This is a genomic window from Bradyrhizobium sp. WSM4872 (genome assembly GCF_055811715.1).
Genome location: NZ_JBVVPT010000012.1, coordinates 17540 through 35325 on the forward strand (window position 1 = coordinate 17540; position 17786 = coordinate 35325).

Annotated in this window: 20 protein-coding genes; 9 read left to right on the forward strand and 11 right to left on the reverse strand. The window is 63.3% G+C overall.

The features are described 5' to 3' along the window. Positions 1-20 precede the first annotated feature (20 nt). The 11 genes from AC0L3C_RS18035 to AC0L3C_RS18085 all read right to left on the reverse strand — a co-directional run bounded on the left by AC0L3C_RS18035 (position 21) and on the right by AC0L3C_RS18085 (position 10591). Positions 21-413 carry an LIC12192 family sporadic carbohydrate cluster protein gene (locus tag AC0L3C_RS18035; protein ID WP_473264002.1) on the reverse strand — a complete coding sequence of 131 codons (393 nt, stop codon included), beginning with the start codon at positions 411-413 and terminating at the stop codon, positions 21-23. Next, on the reverse strand, positions 406-1212 hold the full coding sequence (locus AC0L3C_RS18040) for a sporadic carbohydrate cluster 2OG-Fe(II) oxygenase (protein ID WP_473408610.1): 807 nt from the start codon (positions 1210-1212) through the stop codon (positions 406-408). The genes AC0L3C_RS18035 and AC0L3C_RS18040 overlap by 8 nt, the downstream gene beginning before the upstream one ends. Beyond that, entirely contained in the window at positions 1209-2327 is a 1119-nt protein-coding gene (locus AC0L3C_RS18045) for a DegT/DnrJ/EryC1/StrS family aminotransferase (RefSeq protein WP_473408611.1), read from the reverse strand. The genes AC0L3C_RS18040 and AC0L3C_RS18045 overlap by 4 nt, the downstream gene beginning before the upstream one ends. Next, entirely contained in the window at positions 2317-3423 is a 1107-nt protein-coding gene (locus AC0L3C_RS18050; protein WP_473281195.1) for a DegT/DnrJ/EryC1/StrS family aminotransferase, read from the reverse strand. The genes AC0L3C_RS18045 and AC0L3C_RS18050 overlap by 11 nt, the downstream gene beginning before the upstream one ends. A gap of 8 nt (positions 3424-3431) precedes the next feature. Continuing rightward, on the reverse strand, positions 3432-4391 hold the full coding sequence (locus AC0L3C_RS18055; protein WP_473263998.1) for a transketolase family protein: 960 nt from the start codon (positions 4389-4391) through the stop codon (positions 3432-3434). Between the two features lie 10 nt (positions 4392-4401). Next, positions 4402-5250, reverse strand: a complete 849-nt coding sequence (locus tag AC0L3C_RS18060; RefSeq protein WP_473281191.1) for a transketolase — start codon at positions 5248-5250, stop codon at positions 4402-4404. After that, positions 5247-6275 carry an aminoglycoside phosphotransferase family protein gene (locus AC0L3C_RS18065; RefSeq protein ID WP_473408612.1) on the reverse strand — a complete coding sequence of 343 codons (1029 nt, stop codon included), beginning with the start codon at positions 6273-6275 and terminating at the stop codon, positions 5247-5249. The genes AC0L3C_RS18060 and AC0L3C_RS18065 overlap by 4 nt, the downstream gene beginning before the upstream one ends. Further along, positions 6272-6883 carry an HAD family hydrolase gene (locus AC0L3C_RS18070; RefSeq protein ID WP_473263995.1) on the reverse strand — a complete coding sequence of 204 codons (612 nt, stop codon included), beginning with the start codon at positions 6881-6883 and terminating at the stop codon, positions 6272-6274. Before AC0L3C_RS18070 ends, AC0L3C_RS18065 begins: the two co-directional genes overlap by 4 nt. 5 nt (positions 6884-6888) lie before the next feature. Beyond that, the gene (locus AC0L3C_RS18075; protein ID WP_473263994.1) at positions 6889-7890 is read right to left on the reverse strand and encodes an NAD-dependent epimerase/dehydratase family protein; all 1002 of its coding nucleotides are present in this window, start codon (positions 7888-7890) and stop codon (positions 6889-6891) included. 27 nt (positions 7891-7917) lie between these two features. Continuing rightward, on the reverse strand, positions 7918-9489 hold the full coding sequence (locus tag AC0L3C_RS18080; protein WP_473408613.1) for a PfkB family carbohydrate kinase: 1572 nt from the start codon (positions 9487-9489) through the stop codon (positions 7918-7920). 106 nt (positions 9490-9595) lie between these two features. Then, a complete protein-coding gene (locus AC0L3C_RS18085) occupies positions 9596-10591 on the reverse strand; it encodes an SDR family oxidoreductase (protein ID WP_473408614.1) in 996 nt (331 codons plus the stop codon). A gap of 161 nt (positions 10592-10752) precedes the next feature. Between AC0L3C_RS18085 and AC0L3C_RS18090 the strand changes: the two genes are divergently transcribed. The 9 genes from AC0L3C_RS18090 (at position 10753) to rplL (ending at position 17630) form a co-directional block, all read left to right on the forward strand. Continuing rightward, the gene (locus AC0L3C_RS18090) at positions 10753-11340 is read left to right on the forward strand and encodes an SIS domain-containing protein (RefSeq protein ID WP_473263991.1); all 588 of its coding nucleotides are present in this window, start codon (positions 10753-10755) and stop codon (positions 11338-11340) included. A 76-nt stretch (positions 11341-11416) separates the two neighbouring features. Continuing rightward, positions 11417-12685 (forward strand): methyltransferase domain-containing protein, encoded by a 1269-nt coding sequence (locus AC0L3C_RS18095; RefSeq protein WP_473408615.1) that lies wholly within the window; start codon positions 11417-11419, stop codon positions 12683-12685. Positions 12686-13059: 374 nt separating this feature from the next. Beyond that, on the forward strand, positions 13060-13251 hold the full coding sequence (gene secE, locus AC0L3C_RS18100) for a preprotein translocase subunit SecE (protein ID WP_007611620.1): 192 nt from the start codon (positions 13060-13062) through the stop codon (positions 13249-13251). Then, positions 13251-13805 (forward strand): transcription termination/antitermination protein NusG, encoded by a 555-nt coding sequence (gene nusG / locus AC0L3C_RS18105; RefSeq protein WP_007602985.1) that lies wholly within the window; start codon positions 13251-13253, stop codon positions 13803-13805. The genes secE and nusG overlap by 1 nt, the downstream gene beginning before the upstream one ends. A gap of 130 nt (positions 13806-13935) precedes the next feature. Next, on the forward strand, positions 13936-14364 hold the full coding sequence (rplK, locus tag AC0L3C_RS18110) for a 50S ribosomal protein L11 (protein ID WP_007602986.1): 429 nt from the start codon (positions 13936-13938) through the stop codon (positions 14362-14364). A gap of 6 nt (positions 14365-14370) precedes the next feature. Further along, positions 14371-15063, forward strand: coding sequence for a 50S ribosomal protein L1 (gene rplA, locus AC0L3C_RS18115; protein WP_007602988.1), 693 nt, complete (start codon positions 14371-14373; stop codon positions 15061-15063). A gap of 90 nt (positions 15064-15153) precedes the next feature. After that, positions 15154-16101 carry a 2-hydroxyacid dehydrogenase gene (locus AC0L3C_RS18120; protein WP_473281184.1) on the forward strand — a complete coding sequence of 316 codons (948 nt, stop codon included), beginning with the start codon at positions 15154-15156 and terminating at the stop codon, positions 16099-16101. 578 nt (positions 16102-16679) lie between these two features. Beyond that, positions 16680-17198 (forward strand): 50S ribosomal protein L10, encoded by a 519-nt coding sequence (rplJ, locus tag AC0L3C_RS18125; RefSeq protein WP_275168107.1) that lies wholly within the window; start codon positions 16680-16682, stop codon positions 17196-17198. A 54-nt stretch (positions 17199-17252) separates the two neighbouring features. After that, positions 17253-17630: a 50S ribosomal protein L7/L12 gene (gene rplL, locus AC0L3C_RS18130; RefSeq protein ID WP_007602994.1), complete on the forward strand. Its 378-nt coding sequence runs from the start codon at positions 17253-17255 to the stop codon at positions 17628-17630. Positions 17631-17786: the final 156 nt, after the last annotated feature.

A 17786-nucleotide genomic window follows, 5' to 3' on the forward strand; every position in this document is an offset into this window, starting at 1 on the left:
TCAACCGGTCCGCGGCATCGTCACAGGATGGTCGCGAATTTATTGACGAGCAGGATGTCCTCGACAGCCTGGATGTTGTCGCGCGAGCACAGCGTGATCTCCTCGACGGCCGCGTGCAGATCGCAGCCCTCGCTCAGCACGCGGTCGTAGATCTCCCGCCGCCGTGCCTCGTCGGGCGGCAGCATGAAGATGCTGTAGAGAATCAGGCCGCGCAATCGCGGCAGCTCGTCCAGGATGTCCTCAAGCACCATGTAGCTGCCGGGCATGGTGTGCTCGGCGGCGCTGAGCAGATAATGCAAATTCTTCCGCCGCGCGTAGTCGCGGATCACGATGTTCTGGACGTGCTGCGGGGTACGGCTGCCGTTCAGCGGCCGGGCGCCGATATAGCCGCGATGGCCGGCTCGCTCAGCCATGGAAGCCTCCCGGCAGCTTGTATTGCATGCCGACGCGTGTCGCCGGACGCAGCAGGATCGGTTCAAAGAATTCGCCGAATCGTTTGTCCGCGTAGGGCGACATGATGCTCTTGAAGCGGCAATTCATGCTCCAACGCGAGCCGGCTTCCTGGTTGACGCGATTGCCGTGCATCAGGGTCTGGTTGAACAGCATCACGTGACCGTAGGGAATCTCGATGAACGTCGCGTGCGGCTTGATGGTCTGGTAGAGTTCCTCGGCGCTGCGTAGGCTGGCCATCCGGTCCTGCATGACGCCGTTCAGGGATGGCGGCAGCAGATACATCGATTTGGTGCGGTGGACGTCGACCAGCGGTACCCACACCACGACCTCGAACGGCGAGTCGCCCGACCAGACGTCGGAATGGGTGGCGAGGAGCGACGAATCGTCTCCGGGCAGCTGGATGCTGAGATTGACGCGGCGCTGCATGCAGAGCTCGTTGCCGACGATGGTCTCGATCGTCGAGCGCGCCAGACGGAAATAGGTCGGCCGGAACCAGGGCTCGGCGTTGAGGCCGTTGAAGACGTGCAACCGCAGGCCATTGAGATCATCTACGCTCACCCGCGTGTGGATGGTGTCGAGCATCGCGTAGGGGGCGTTGCCGTGTGGCAGCTTCAGATAATCCGCCGCGAGCTCGGCGGCGCGCCGCTGGATCCGGTCGAGCCCGGCGCGATCGTCGGCCGGCGTGGTGACGAAGCCGTCGTCGATGAAGCGTTGCGCCAGCGCCTGCTCATCGGCCTCGAGGAACGCGGTGTCCGTCATGCAAAATACTCCCGGGCCGTCGCGCAAACATAGCTGATATCCGAGGCCGAGAGGAATTGGTTGATGGGAAGCGTGAGGATCTGATCCGCCTGCTGCTCGGTCACCGGGAAGGCGCCGCGACCGTAACCCAGATGCGCCGCCGCCTCCTGGAGGTGGATCGGTACGGGATAGTGGATTGCGGTCTCGATGCCCTTGTCGGCAAGATGTTTCTGGAAGTCGTCGCGACGGTCCGTCTGCACGACGAAGGTGTGGAAGGTGTTGAACTCGATGTTGCGGCAAACCGGGATGAACAGGGGAAGGGCGGCAAGCTCGGCGCGGTATTGCGCGGCGTTGCGGCGCCGGCGTTCGATGACAGAGGGCAGGTGACGCAAGCGAATGCGAAGCACCTCGGCTTGGACCGTGTCGAGGCGTGACACGATGCCCCATTCCTGAACGTCACTGCGATTGATCAGACCGTGATTGCGCAGGCGGCGAATTTTCGCGGCAAGTTCGGCGTCGGCGGTGACGACGAAGCCGGCATCGCCCGCGGCATTGAGGTTCTTCAGCGGGTGGGCGGAGAAGCAGCCGAACGTTCCGATGGTTCCGCTCATCCGCCCGTCATAGGTCGAGCCGACGGCCTGCGCGCTGTCCTCGATCACGGCGAGAGCGTGCTTGGCCGCGATTGCCATCAGCGGGTTCATGTCGGCCATGCGCCCGGTCAGGTGCACCGGCATGATCGCCCTGGTCCGCGAGGTGACGGCGGCCTCGACTGCAGCGGGATCGATATTCTGGTCCGGCAGCACGTCCGCAAACACGGGCCTGGCGCCGACGGCGATGATAGCGGCAGTCGATGCCACGAACGAATTCGGCGGGGTGATCACCTCGTCCCCAGGACCGATGTTGAGTGCCCTCAAGGAGAGGATCAGCGCATCGGTGCCGGAATTCAGCGTCACCACATGCGGCGAGCGGAGACAGGTGGCGAGCTCCTCTTCGAGCTTCGCAACGGCCGCGCCGCCGATGAAATCGCCGCGCCGGAACACGCCCTCGACCGCCTGCATGATCTCAACGCGCTCTTCCTCGAATTGTGCGGGAAGATTGACGTAACCGATGCGCCGGCGGCCGGTGTCAGCGTCCATGGCAGAACGTCCGAACGATCTCGATGACGCGGTCCTGCTGCGCCCGTGTCAGATGCTGGTCGACGGGGAAGCTGATGACTTCCCGGGCATGGCGGTCGGTGACCGGGAAGGTGCCCGGCGCGTAGCCGAGGTGTTTGAGGCCTTCCTGCTGATACAGCGGGATGGGATAGTGGATCTTCGCTTCGATGCCATTGTCCAGGCAATGTTTGTAGAGCTCGTCGCGGCGCTCGGCGAACACCATGTAGAGATGGTAGACGTGCTTCACGTTGGGCCGGCGCGGCGGAATGCGCAGGCCGGGCAGGCCGGCAAGGCCCGAATCGTAATAGGCCGCGTTCTCGATCCGACGGCGCGTGATCTCGCTGGTCTGGCCGATCAGCCAGTTGCCGACGACTGCCTGGAGGGAATCGAGCCGCGAATTGCAGCCGAGGATCGCGATCTCGTCGCGATTCTTCATGCCGTGGTTGCGGATCAGGCGAAGCCGCTCGTTCATCCCCTCGTCGTTGGTGACGACGACGCCGGCATCGCCCCAGACGTTGAGGTTCTTGAGCGGATGCAGGGAGAAGCCGGCTGCGATACCGTGGGTGCCGGACCGTTTTCCCGCGAACTCCGACAGGATGCCCTGGCAGGAATCCTCGACCACGGGAATGTTGCGACGCTGTGCGATCGCCATCAGCTTGCCCATGTCGGTGACCTCCCCCGTCAACTGAACCGGCATGATCGCCTTGGTCATCTCCGTGATCGCGGCTTCGACGTAGTCGACGTTCATGCAGAAGGAGTCGTCGCAGTCGACCAGCACCGGCGTCGCGCCGGTCTCGGCGATGGCGCCGACGGTGGCGATGAAGGTGTTCGCGGCCGTGATGACCTCGTCGCCATGGCCGACGCCGAGCGCCTTGAGCGGCAGCTTGAGCGCGTCGGTGCCCGATCCGACGCCGATGGCGTGACGCACGCCGATTAGCTCGGCAAAGCGCCGTTCGAATTCCGCGACCGGTTTCCCCAGGGTGAAGTCACCCGTCGCCACCAGTCGGCCGATCTCGGCCAGGATCGGTGCCGGGTCGGAGAATTGCTCGAGCAGATAGGAATATCGAACGTCGTGCATGGGGCCCGTCAGGTGGAATGTAGTTGAGGAGAGGAGGTGTGCGAGGCGGGGAGCGCGCGCGCGATCGAGGTCGCAATGGCGTCGGCGGAAAGTCCGTGCTTCTTCAGCAGCGAGTCCTGCGATCCGTAATTGTGCATGAACCGGTCCGGCAGCGACAACCGCAGCATCGCGGGCAGGCCAGAGCCGAGCTTGTCGATCAGCGCCTCCGCGACCGCGCTGCCGAGGCCGCCCGAGGGCACGTGCTCCTCCAGCGTCGCTACCAGCCTGGTGCCCCGGATCGCTTGCAGCAGCGCCTCGGTGTCGAGCGGCTTGACCGTGTGCATGTGCAGGATGCCGGCGCGAATGCCTTGTGCTGCCAGCAGGTCGGCCGCAGCGAGTGCGCGCTGGAGCATGATGCCTGTCGTGACCATGACGACGTCGCCGGGCGGGCGCATCAGGATGGCCTTGCCGATCTCAAAGCCGTGCTCGGGCTTCGAGACGATTGCGTCGCCACCTTTGCCGAGCCGGATGTAGATCGGTCCCTTCCAGTCCAGCGTCTGTTCAATCATGCGCGCCGCCTCATCGGCGTCGCACGGGCAGACCACCGTCATGTTCGGCAGCGCCCGCATGATGGCGATGTCCTCGATCGCTTGGTGAGTGGGGCCGAGCGGCGCGTAAACCAGCCCGCCGCCATTGGCGATCAGCCGCACCGGCAGATTGTGCAGGCAGAGATCGACGGCGACCTGCTCGTAGCAGCGGCGGGTGAGGAATGTCGCGATAGTGTTGACGTAGGGCACGAAGCCTTCCATCGCGAGACCGGCCGACATGCCGATGATGTGCGCTTCCGAAATGCCTTCGATCAGGTGGCGCTTGGGAAACTCCTTGCTCATCGCGCGCAAGGTACCTGCGCCGGGATCGGAGCCGATGTAGAGCACACGCTCATCGCGCGCGGCGAGCTTGTGGATCATGTTCATCGCGGTGTTGCGCATGAGGAGCCGATCAAAAATCCCCAACGGCGACGCGGATGGCGTCGAGCTCGCCGTCGGTGAGCTTGTTCTTATGATGCCAATCGGCGTTGGATTCCGCGGCCGGCAGACCCTTGCCCTTGACGGTATGGCAAATGATCGCGGTCGGTTTTCCCGGAACGGCCGGGACCTGCTTCAGGACGGTGCGCAGGGCGCCGACGTCGTGACCGTTGAGCTCCTGCACGGCAAAGCCGAAGCTGCGCCATTTGTCCGCGAGCGGTTCCAGCGGCAGGACGTAATCGGTGGGCCCGTAGCTCTGCAACTTGTTGTAGTCGATCAGCGCGACAAGATTGTCGAGCCCGTGCTTGGCCGCGCCCATGGCAGCTTCCCACACCGATCCCTCGTTGATCTCGCCGTCGCCAAGAAGGACGAAGGTGCGGTAGGTCCGCTCGCGCATGCGGGCGGCGAGCGCCAGGCCGACACCGATCGACAGGCCGTGTCCGAGCGCGCCGGTCGAGGCCTCGACCCCCGGTACCATTCCGTATTCGGGATGTCCGCCCAAAATGCTGTCGGGGCCGCAGAAACCGTCCAACTCCGACAGCGGAAAGAATCCGCGATCGGCCAACAGCGCATAGAGTGCCAGACACCCGTGTCCCTTGCTGAGGATCGCGCGGTCGCGGGCCGGATCGCGCGGGTTGTTCGGATCGATCCGCAGCACGTCGTCATAGAGTACGCGGACCATCTCGATCAGCGACAACGCCGGACCGACATGTCCGCGTCCCGCGGAGCGGACAGAACCGAGCACCAGGCGGCGCAGATAGAGGCTGCGCTCATCCAGCGTGCAGGTGAGGGCGGCTTCAGCGTGGGGTGAGATCTGGGTCACTCGGGTAAATGGGTGGGGCGAATCGTCTGGTGAAGCCGGCGGGCTTTGTCGAACTGACCGGCGAGGCGGATCCTAACATCGCTACCTTGCGCAGCCATTGCGCGCCGGGAGCGGCTGTCCGGCAAATAGGCGTTCAGGACAATCAGGCACCAGATTCCCTTGAACACAGGATGCAGTACGTCCCGTCGGATCGCAAACGCGTCATCGCTCGCCTCGAAGGCGCGCGACAGCCGTTCGATCAAGCGATTCGCGCCCGCTTCCGGCAGGTTGCTGCCGGGGTGAATGGCGGCGTCGGACACGAGTTTCACCGGATCGTCCCAGCCAAAATATTCGAAGTCGATGAATCGCAAGCGCCCGTCTTCTGCGCGCAGAGCGTTGTGCAGTCCGAAATCGGACGGACTCAGCGCGCGATGGGTGGGCGCAAGGTCCGCTGCGGGATCCCGACCGAGTTCCGCGTAGCGCCGGCGGAGCTGCCGAATCGCGACGTCGGTGCTGGGAACCAGGCTGCCTTCGAGGAACGCCCGCAGGTCGGGATGATCTTCCGAAGCTCGCCTCAATGCGTCCAGGCGCTGCTCGTACTGGGCGATGGCCGCTTCCGGCGAAAAGATGCTGGCGGAGGCGTTCCGCAAAGTCTGCGCGCCTTCGGCGTCGCGCAGCTTCTGCAGCCCGATGAGAAAATCGGCGAGCTGATCGGCATCGTCGCTTCGGGGGCGCAGCACCGCGGCCTCGCCGTCGAACCATTGGTACAGCGCGCAGAACGCATCTGCGTCCTTCGCGACCGGCTGCGGTGTCGACATGATGCCATGACGCGCCAGGAACGAGAGCGCATCATATTCCTGTCCCAGGCGATCGCGTCCGTCGGACGGATAATGCTTGAGGGCGAGGGGCGGTCCCTCCGCCATCTCCAGCCGAAACACCCTGTTGTTGCCGCCGGACCGTGCCGGCTGGGCGAACGCGACACGCGCACCGGCCAGGCGGCTGCCGATCGCCATCGCATCCGGCGCGGTGATGTCGGTCTCGCTCATGCTGCAAACACCTCGCGGCGGATATCGGCCCATGTCGCTATCGGCTTGCAGTGTTCGGGGTGGGGAGGCTGCGACCGCGTGAACAGGATCGATCGCGTGGCCTTCGGAAAATGCGGTTGCTCGAAGACGTCGACGAGATCGTCGATGAAAACGTCGAGCTTCAGGCTCTCGAGCCTCTCGACCTTGGCGGCCAGTGTGTTCTCGAAATAGACGTCGCCGGTGGTCAGCGCCGCATCCGCAGCGTCGATCAGGCTGGCTCCCCACAGCCAGCCGCGCGCCGCGTCGCGCAGGTCGGTGCGGTCGGGGTCCTGATGACCGAATCGGGTCTTGTGGCTGACGATGCAGACCTTCGAGCCGGCCCGCTTGCACGCCGCCAGGAATTCCCGCACGCCCGGATAGATTTCGGCGCCGCCAATTCCCTTGCCGTAGACGAAGCCTTGCAGTCCTTGCCAGGCGAGTTCGCCGCCCGCGCGGGACCGGAGATGATCCCGTAGGTCGGTCTTCAGCCCCTCCCACCCTTCCGGCACCAGCCCACGCTGACGTGCGACGGCGGCAAAGACCTTATCGTAGCAGATGATCGTGTTGTCGAAATCGATGCCGATCCGCACGCCGCTCACTTCAGGCTGATGTTCTGCATCATCTTGATGTTGAAGTACCGGGGATCGTCGAGCGAGTTCGGCAGGTGGCCGGCCTTGAAAGCGTCAACGAGGCCGGACACGGCCTGCTCGATCGTGTGGGACGGCGCAAAGCCGAGCTCGCGCCGGATCTTCTCCGAGGAGACGTGGTAGGAGCGGAGATCGTCGGTCGGCTCGACGACGACGTCGACATTGCTGCCTACCACCGACTTGACGATATCGGCGATCTTCATCAGCGAGTGGTTCTCGTAGCCGATATTGTAGGTCTTGCCGTCGATCTTTGCGTCATCCTGCTGGAGCAGGAACAGATAGGCCGCTGACATGTCGTCGATGTGCAAATTGGGCCGGCGCTGCGTTCCGCCGAACACACGGATGCGGCCGTTGTTGACCGCGAGATTGGTCAGGATGTTGACGACGACGTCGAGCCGCTGCCGAGGTGCGTAGCCGCAGACGGTGGCGGGGCGAACCGTGCAGGCGACGAATCCGGACGCGGCTTCGTCGGCAAGGTCGGTCTCGCACATCGCCTTGAATTTCGAGTAGTCCGTGAGCGGCTCGCAGGACAGGTCCTCGGTCACCTCGGCTTCGTCCTTGATGCCGTAGACGCTGGAGGATGAGGCATAGATGAAGCGCTTGATGCCCGCCTTCTTGGCGGCGCGCACCATCGGCCGGAAGCAGTCGTAGTTGATGGACTTGCCGAGCCCCGGGTCCAGCTCGAACGACGGGTCGTTGGAGATGCAGGCGAGGTGGATCACGGCGTTGTTGCCGCGCAGGGCCTCGTTGATCGCGGCTTCGTCACGGATGTCACCCTTGATCAGGCGCAAATTGGGGTTGTTGCGGACAGCATCGAACACGTCCTCGCCATACATGAACAGGTCGAGCACGGTGACCTTGTGGCCCGCAGCGAGCAACTGGGGAACCAGCACGCTACCCACATAGCCTGCCCCCCCGGTGACCATCACATTCCATTTTCGACCAATCACTGTCGTTCTCCAGTATCTGGCGTCGCGCTACTTCAACAACGCGGTGACGAACTTGACCAGCGGCACCTTCTCGACCGAACTGCGGTGGCCGACGATTCCGACCTTGATCGCGCCGGCTGCATTGCCGATGAAGGCGACGTCCTCGATATTGCCGCCGGCGGCGACCAGCGGCGCGGTGATCGTCAGGAAGGCGTCGCCCGCGCCGACGGTGTCAACGACGGTCTTGGTGAAGGCGGGGACGCGCGCGACGCCGGTTTTCGACGAGAAGGGGTAACAGCCGAAGGAGCCGTGCGTGATGATCATGTTGTCGCAGTCGATCTTGCCGTGCAGGCCGGTCTCGATCACGGACGCGATGTCGCTGAACTTGTCGCTTGCAGCCAGACGCGCCTCCGGCGCGTCGATGCAGATGTAGTCGGCCCGCGGATATCTCGTGATCAGGTTGTAGCCGTGATTGCCGCTGTTGCTCTGGGCATTAACTGCCAGGAACTTGGAGTTGGCGATCAGGGTGTCGATCGTGCTCGACGCGATCATGCCGTGACCGAAATCCGTGGCGATCACTACGTCCGCGCCACGCACGCGCTCCGTCGTGATGCGGTCGATCTCCTTCCGATCGGCCTCGTCGAGCGGCGTGTCGTCCATGGTGTAGACTTCGAACAGCTTGTGCAGATATCCCAGCTCGACGTACCGCGATTTGCGGGTCGTCGGACGGCCCTGAAGGCGGATTGGCGTCAACGTGACGTTCGGGCGGACATGCGCCCGAATGAACTCCTCAGGGTAGTCGTTGCCACCCAGCGTCGTGACGACCTCCACTGACCTGCAGAAGCTCGCGACATGATTCGCCGCGGCAATGACGCCGCCGGCAAATTGCTCGCCGTTCTTGAACAGCGTGGCGACGATGTTTTCCTTCGAGGCCTTTCCGAGCGCCGTGACGTACTGGTATTCGTCGATGATGGTGTCGCCGACCAGCACGACGTGCATGTCCTGCACCTTGTCGATCAGCTTCAGCAGGCGATCGGCGCCGCCGCCTTCACGGACCTTTTGCAGGTAGTCGCGGAGGGGAGGATCGTAGATGTCGAAATACCGGTTCACCAGCGACGAGGAGCTGAATGTCACGTCGCGCGTGAACACGATGCGCCCGCCGTGACGCTCGACGGCGTCGCGCTCGGTCCGGATCTTGCCGGTTACGTCGTCTTCGGGGTTTTCATAGTCGGACCCCTTCACATAGATGTCCGGCCGCACCGTGTCCAGGATCGGCTCGGCGCTGGAGGTGTGATTGATGCCGACCCAATCGACGGTCGCGAGCGAGGCCAGCATCTCGGCCCGCATGTTTTCGGGGAAGATCGGCCGACCGGGTCCCTTGTTGACGTAACGGTCGGCGGTGATCGTGACCATGACGACGTCGCCCTCGTTGCGCGCCGCCTGGATGTGTCTGATATGGCCGAGATGCACGAGGTCGAAGACGCCGTGGCAGAGTGCAACCTTCCGGCCCCGCGCTTGCGCGGAGCGCGCGATCTCGCCCAGTTCCTCGATTGTCTTGATCTTTTCGTGCTCCGCCAGTTGGTCGTTCAACGCGGGATTGTCGGTCGGAATATAGCCCATGTGAATAACCTAAAGCGCCAGCCGGGCGGCCCGGGATTGAACGATTCGCGGTAACGATACCTGGCGAACCTGTTCACTGGCTTGCCTTCTGCGGCGCGCCGGACGCCTAGTCGTTGTTGTCTCCCAGATATTTGAACCAGTCCTTCGTGGCGTCCGCGATCTTGTCCACCGTCCACAGGGGGGCGTCCTTATACTGATCCATCGACTTCAGCATCGTCGCGACCCCGTCCTCAAATTTTACCTTCGGCGCCCATTTCAGGATCTGCTTGATCTTGGTGATGTCGGCATAGGTGCAATCGGGCTCGCCGGGACGCTTGGGAATGTGGACCTTGTCGCCGCGGAGAAGCTCGACCAGCCGGTTGACACTGTAGGTGTTGTCGGAGCCGACGTTGAAACTTTCGTTCGTGACCTCGGAGCGCGCGGCGGTCACGAAAGCATCGGCGACGTCACTGACGAAGGTGAAGTCGCGGGTCTGCTCGCCGTCGCCGACCACCGTGAAGGGCTTGCCGGCGAGCTTCTGCGCCATGAACACGCCGAACACGGCGCCGTAGGTGCCCGTGGTGCGATGGCGCGGCCCGTACACGTTGAACAGGCGCAGCGCGACCGCGGGCAGCTTGTAGACCTGGCACCAGTGCATGACGCACTGCTCGCCGAGATTCTTGGTGAGGGCATAGGGATACATCGGCCGGATCTCGGCGCTTTCCGGCGTCGGATAGACGTCGGGAATTCCGTAGCAGGAGGACGACGCGGCATAAACGAAGCGGCTGACGCCGGCCTGCCGTGCAGCCTCGAGAACGTTCACCGTGCCGTCGACATTGGCGCGGTGATACGGGATCGGGGACTCGATCGAGGGGACGATGTCGGCCAGCGCGGCGAGATGAAACACCCAGTCGATACCGTCGAAATGCGGCTTGATCGATTCGAGTTCGGTGACGTCGGCCCGCACGATCTTCAGTCGATCAGAATCGACGCGCGAGGACAGATTTTCGGGGCGTCCGATCACGAAATTGTCGAGCGCGACGACCTCATGGCCGTCGTCGAGGAGGCGGTCGACGAGGTGACTGCCGATGAAGCCCGCGCCACCGGTAACGATGCATTTCATAGGAACATCCGTGATGCGAATGCCCAGCGAAATAGGCCCGCCAATGTTGAGTGAAGGTGGAAACCGAATCGGCTGTTGGTCGACTTCGATGGTAATATAGCTTTGCAATCGCTGGTGATAGCCGGTATCAGGGCGTCATGTCGCCGTCGAGCCGCGAGCCCATGCCTGCCGAGTCCGTCGATCCCGATCACAAGGCTTTCCTTGACGACTACGTAGGGCGCCTCCATCGCGCGACGGCAATTGACGACGGGGTTTTCGCCAGGATTTCCGTCACCCGCACGGCCTGGTTGCGCGCGCGCGAGCAGGGCGGCCGCGTCATCTTCATCGGCAATGGCGGCTCGGCCGGCATCGCTTCCCATCTCGCAATCGATCTGGCGAAGAACGCATCGGTGCCCGCACTCTGCTTCAGCGATGCCAGCATGATGTCGTGCCTTGCCAATGATTACGGTTTCGAGGACTGGCTCGCGCATGCCGTGAGGCTGAGCGCCCGCGCCGGCGACTGCCTCGTCGCGATCAGCTCGTCGGGACGCTCGAAGAACATTCTCAATGCGGTCGCGCAGGCGCGGGCGATGAAGCTCGATGTGATCACGCTGTCGGGCATGAACGCGGAGAATCCGCTGCGCAATCTCGGCGACGTCAATTATTACGTCGACAGCCGCAGTTACAACATCGTCGAGACCACGCATCAGTTCTGGATGATGGCCGCGATCGACCTCATCATCGGTCGCGCGGAATATCCGGCGTCCTGAGGCGGTGCCGTCGATCTGATCACCACAGGGTGAGATTGCCTCACCTGTTCGCATGTCTCCGTCTTACGGTCCTACGATGAAAAACCTGTTCTACGTCCGTCATACCTGCCGCCTCTGTCATTCGGACAAGCAAGAGCTTGTCGTCCCGATGGCCGGCATGCCCATTGGCACGCCGAACTTCCAGGTGCCGGATGCACGCGTCGACGATCCGGTCTTTCGGGCCGCGGTGCCGATGGCGCTGCACCTGTGCGCGGACTGTGGCCATCTGCAGATTCTCCACGTCGGCAATCCGGAGATCCAGTACCGAAATTACGTTTATACCACCTCGCTCTCGCTTGGCTTGCGGGAGCACTTTGCAGGCTATGCCAACGACGTCGTCAGCAGGTTCGCCATCGCGCCTGGCTCGCTGGTCGTCGAGCTCGGCAGCAACGACGGATCGCTGCTCGGTTTCTTTAGGGAGCGCGGCATGCGGGTGCTGGGCGTCGATCCCGCCGTCGACATCGCACGGCGTGCGACGGAAGCGGGGATCGAGACCATCGGCGATTTCTTCACCGATGCCATCGGTCGCCGCATCCTGCAAAGCCACGGCGCGGCCGGTGTCGTGATCGCCAACAACATGATCGCCAATGTCGACAATCTCGACCCGCTGGTGATCGGAGTTCGCGACGTGCTTGCGCCGGACGGGCTGTTCGTTTTCGAAACGCAGTATGGCGTCGACGTCACCGAGAAGAACCTTCTCGACACCGTCTACCACGAGCATCTGTCGTATTTTAACATCAAGCCGCTGACGCGCTTCTTCGCGCGACTCGGCATGGAAGTGATCGACGTCCAGCACATCGAGACCAAGGGCGGCTCGATCCGGGTGACGGTGCAGCGTGCCGGCGGCGCGAAGAAGTCGTCCGCGGAAGTCGCGCGCTTCATCGCCGAGGAAGACCGGCTCGGCGTCGACCGGCCAGCCTACTATGTGCCCTATGCGAAGAGGATCGCCGCCATCCGCGACGAGCTGGTCGCGATGGCCGATGCCGCCCATGCGCGCGGCCAGCTCGTGGCCGGCTACGGCGTCTCGGTCGGTACCACGACCCTGCTGCCGCAGTTCGGCCTGGAGAACAAGATCGACTTCCTGGTGGACGACGACCCCAAGAAGGGGAACGTGATGGCCGGCCCGGGGTACGACATCCCGATTCTGCCGCCCGCCGCCCTTTACGAGCGCAAGCCAGCGTTCGTCGTCGTCTTTGCCTGGCGCTACGTGGACCCGATCCGGGCCAAGCATGCCGGCTATTTCGCCGAGGGCGGAAAGTTCGTTGTGCCGTTGCCGGGCATTTCGACGATCGACCAGGCCGGCTGACCTTGAGAAGCGCTAAAGGGGCGGCAGGTGAGGGGCCCGGCGGTGTCATCCTGCAAGGAACCGGCTGCGGCCTTGGGACGGCGCATTGCAGGCGGCGGATAAGCCCTTGATCGGCCTGATCTCTGGTCGGTCGCCCGCGGAGGTCGTTTTACCCGCGCCGGCCCTCTCTATCTTGACCTTTGGTCCCATCCGCAGTAGATACCCCGCACTCGCAGCCGGCCCGTTAGACGCGGATCTCCGGCGCGGCTTTGAAATCCCCGAACAATCGAGCCCGGTTTCCGGCTCATCCTTCGAGACAGAGGGCTGGGCCAACGGCGGCTGTTCGGATCCCTGAAATTCATTCGCGTCTGTCGACGGACGTTGGACATCAAACGATGGCAGTCAGCCCGTTCAAGTTCTTGCAGGAAGTGCGCTCGGAGACCGCCAAGGTCACCTGGCCGACCCGCCGCGAGACCACGATCACCACTATCATGGTGTTCGTCATGGTCGCCGTGGCCTCGATCTTCTTCTTCGCCGCCGACCAGATCATCCGTTACCTCATCACCTTCCTTCTGGGCATTCACTGATGGCAACAGCAACGGCTCAATTGTCTGACAAGCGCTGGTACATCGTCCACGCCTATTCGAACTTCGAGAAGAAGGTTGCCGAATCGATCCGCGAGCAGGCCAAGCAGCGCGGGCTCGAGGAGCTGTTCGAGCTGGTGCTGGTTCCGACCGAGAAGGTCACGGAAGTGCGCCGCGGCCGCAAGATCGACGCCGAGCGCAAGTTCTTCCCGGGTTACGTGCTGGTGAAGATGAAGCTGACCGACGAGGCGTTTCATCTGATCAAGAACACGCCGAAGGTGACCGGCTTCCTCGGCGCCGAGAACAAGCCAATGCCGATCTCGGAAGCCGAGGCCATGCGCATTCTGCACCAGGTCCAGGAGGGCGTGGAGCGGCCGAAGGCGTCGGTGTCGTTCGAGATCGGCGAGAACGTGCGCGTGGCCGATGGCCCGTTTGCCTCGTTCTCGGGTGTGGTCGAGGAAATCGACGAGGCGCGCTCGCGCGTGAAGGTCGCCGTGTCGATCTTCGGCCGCGCCACGCCGGTCGAACTGGAATTCGGTCAGGTCGAGAAGGTCTGATCGGGTAGGCGTGGGGCTTCGGTCTCGCGCAACAAGAGGCCGTGGGAGGGAGAGGGCGGTTGCCAGCCGCATCCGACCCAGACCACGAACCTGAAACCGCCGGCCCAGGCCGGCCCAACAGGAGTGATACATGGCAAAGAAAGTGACCGGATACCTGAAGCTTCAGGTCCCGGCCGGTGCGGCGAATCCTTCGCCCCCGATCGGTCCCGCGCTCGGTCAGCGCGGTCTCAACATCATGGAGTTCTGCAAGGCGTTCAACGCCCAGACCCAGAAGGAAGAGAAGAATACCCCGATTCCCGTCGTGATCACGATCTACGCCGATCGTTCGTTCACGTTCGAGATGAAGACGCCGCCGATGTCCTTCTTCCTCAAGCAGGCTGCCAAAATCCAGTCCGGCTCCAAGGCGCCAGGCCGTGACAAGGCGGGTGCGGTGACCAAAGCGCAGGTGCGCGAGATCGCCGAGAAGAAGATGAAGGATCTCAATTGCGACTCGATCGAGTCGGCCATGAAGATGGTCGAGGGCTCTGCCCGTTCGATGGGTCTGGAAGTGGCGGGGTAAGGGCTCATGGCAATCGGAAAGCGTTTGAACAAAGCCCGCGAAGGTATTGATCGCGAAAAGCTTTACCCGCTCGCGGACGCCATCAAGATGGTCAAGGAACGCGCGAAAGCGAAGTTCGACGAGACCATCGAGGTCGCGATCAATCTCGGCGTCGATCCGCGTCACGCCGACCAGATGGTCCGCGGTGTCGTGACCTTGCCGAACGGCACCGGCCGTACGCTCCGCGTTGGCGTGTTCGCCCGTGGCGCCAAGGCCGACGAGGCCAAGGCTGCGGGTGCCGACGTCGTCGGCGCCGAGGACCTGGTCGAGAAGGTGCAGAACGGCACGATCGATTTCGACCGCTGTATCGCAACCCCCGACATGATGCCGCTGGTCGGCCGTCTCGGTAAGGTGCTCGGCCCGCGCGGCCTGATGCCGAACCCGAAGATCGGCACCGTGACCATGGACGTCACCGGTGCGGTGAAGGGTGCCAAGGGCGGCTCGGTCGAGTTTCGCGTCGAGAAGGCCGGCATCCTGCAGGCTGGCGTCGGCAAGGCCTCGTTCACCGAGGAAAAACTGGTCGAGAACATCAAGGCTCTGGCGGACGCTGTCTCCAAGGCCAAGCCCGCCGGTTCCAAGGGCACCTACATCCAGCGCGTTGCGGTGTCCTCGTCGATGGGCCCCGGCGTGAAGGTCGAGCCGGGCACCATTCTCGGCTAAGGTTTGAAAATGACATGAGGCGAGGGGCGGAATTGGGCAACCGATTCCGCCCCTCGTCGTTTGTGACGGCGTTCACCGGAAACAAGAATAATGACTGACAAGGTCCTGATCTACTCGCGCTTTCCCAAGACGATGATGGCGCGCTTCGCCGAGCGGTTCGAGCTGCTCGACACGGCCGGCAAGCCTGCGCGCGAGGTGTTTTCGGCCGACGAGCTCGGCGGCATCCGCGCGGTGCTCACCGCCGGCGGCACGCCGCTGGGCGCGGAGGCGATGGACCTGTTTCCGAAGCTCGGCGCCATCGTCTGCTACGGCACCGGGTATGACGGTGTTGACCTGAAGGCCGCCGTTGCCCGCGACATCGCGGTCGGACACAGCCCGGGCGCCAATGCGGCCTCGGTCGCCGACATCGCGATGACCCTGATGCTCGCGACGACGCGGCGAATCCTGGTTGCCGACCAGTACGTCCGAAGCGGCGATTGGGCCGCGTCAAAGCCCTCGCCGATGATGCGCCCGCAGGCCGGGATGCCGGGCCGCCGCATCGGCGTCTACGGCATGGGCGAGATCGGCCGCAAGATCGCGGCGCGCTGCGCCGCCTTCGAGAGCGAAATCGGCTATTTCAGCCGCAGCAAATACGATCTGCCCTATCAATATTTTCCGACGCTGGAGGCGCTCGCCGACTGGTGCAGCGTGCTGATGATCGCGGTCCGGGCAGGAGCCGAGACCCAGCATGCCGTCAGCGCCGATATCCTCAAGCGCCTCGGCGCAGACGGCTATGTCGTCAACATCTCCCGCGGCTCGGTGATCGACGAGAAAGCCCTGGTGGTGGCGCTCACCGAGAAGACCATCGCCGGCGCCGGTCTCGACGTCTACGACCAGGAACCGCATGCCCCGGACGCGTTGACGGCGCTGCCCAACGCGGTGTTCGCCCCCCATATCGGCGGCCATACCCTCGAATCGCACGTCGCCATGCAGAACTGCGTGTTGGCGAACCTGACGGCGTTTTTCGCGGGCAAGAGGTTGCCTTACGCGGTCAAATGAGCCTGAATCGGCCCTTGTCGGCCCGGGTCAAGCGCCTGCGGCAACGGATTGGAACTGGTGTGAATTTTGCTCTTGGCAAGCAGGCTCCGAGCGGTTAAAGAACCGCTTCCGGACGCACCGGCCTTGGCTGGCGCGTTCGTGCACGCATTCCGAAAAACAAGCGATGGAGATCATTCCTTTTCAGGACGTCCGTGAGGATTGGCTGGAAAAGGAGGGAAATTCGTCGGGTGTGGGATGCGGGCAGAGGTCGGGCGGTTCGCCGGCTGACCTTGTCCTGTCCAAGACTGCAGGCGCCCGCGGGGAATTTCGATTTCTCAACGGCTTAATCGCATGGCCTGCATAGACGGGTGAAGACCGGATTTCACTTCGTGACCACCTTGGGGTCGGTTGCGGAATGGGTTTGGTTCGGACCTCGACACGCCGTGGGCTCTAACGGGCTCCCGGAGGGCAGGCTTTGAATTGTCGTCTTGCCCGGCGTGTCCGATGGGTTTGGCCCTGAGGTTCAGGTTTGGGCGGGACGATGGGTGCAACCCGGCGGTCCCGCTTTTGCGATGACCGCCAACCGGAAAGAGCTTGCTGTGGAACGAGCGGCAAAAAAGGAAGCGGTCGAACAGCTCAATGGGGTCTTCAAGACCACGAGCGTCGCGGTCGTTGCCCAATATTCCGGCCTGACCGTTGCCCAGATGCAGAAGCTGCGCATGCAGATGAAGCAGGCTGGCGCCTCGGTGAAGGTCTCGAAGAACCGTCTCGCCAAAATTGCTCTTGAAGGCACTGACGTCGTTGCCATCGGCCCCATGCTGAAGGGACCGACCGTGATCGCCACTTCGGACGATCCGGTAGCGGCGCCAAAGGTCGCCATCGAATTCGCCAAGGCGAACGAAAAGTTCGTCATCATTGGTGGCTCGATGGGAAAGACCGTCCTGAATGTCGACGGCGTGAAGGCACTTGCCTCGCTGCCGTCGCTTGACGAACTGCGCGCCAAGATCGTCGGCCTGCTTGTGGCCCCGGCGACCAAGATCGCTCAGCTCGCCAACGCGCCCGCGGGCAAGCTCGCGCGCGTCATCCAGGCTTATGCCTCAAAGGGCGAAGCGGCCTGACGCCCTTCGCAAAACTCAAACCCGAACCAGACTTACATTCAAGGAAACTGAACAATGGCTGACCTGCAGAAGATCGTTGACGACCTCTCGAGCCTCACCGTGCTCGAAGCTGCCGAACTCGCGAAGCTCCTCGAAGAGAAGTGGGGCGTTTCGGCTGCCGCGGCTGTCGCCGTGGCCGGCCCGGCTGGTGGTGGCGCTGCCGCCGCTCCGGCCGAAGAGAAGACCGAGTTCACGGTCGTTCTTGCCGCCGCCGGCGACAAGAAGATCGAGGTCATCAAGGAAGTCCGCGCCATCACCGGCCTGGGCCTGAAGGAAGCAAAGGACCTCGTTGAGGGCGCGCCGAAGCCTGTCAAGGAAGGCGTGAACAAGGACGAAGCCGAGAAGCTCAAGGCCCAGCTCGAGAAGGCTGGCGCGAAGGTCGAGCTCAAGTAAGCATCGCTTACTGGCACGAGATCCCGGTGAGCATCATCGCAGCCGGGATCTCGGTCCACTCCTCGAAAGGGTGGGCCAGATGCAAAAGGCGTGCGACGGAACGACCCGACGCAGGCCGAACACGAAAAAGTGTGGGGATTTGAGGGCTTAGCCCTC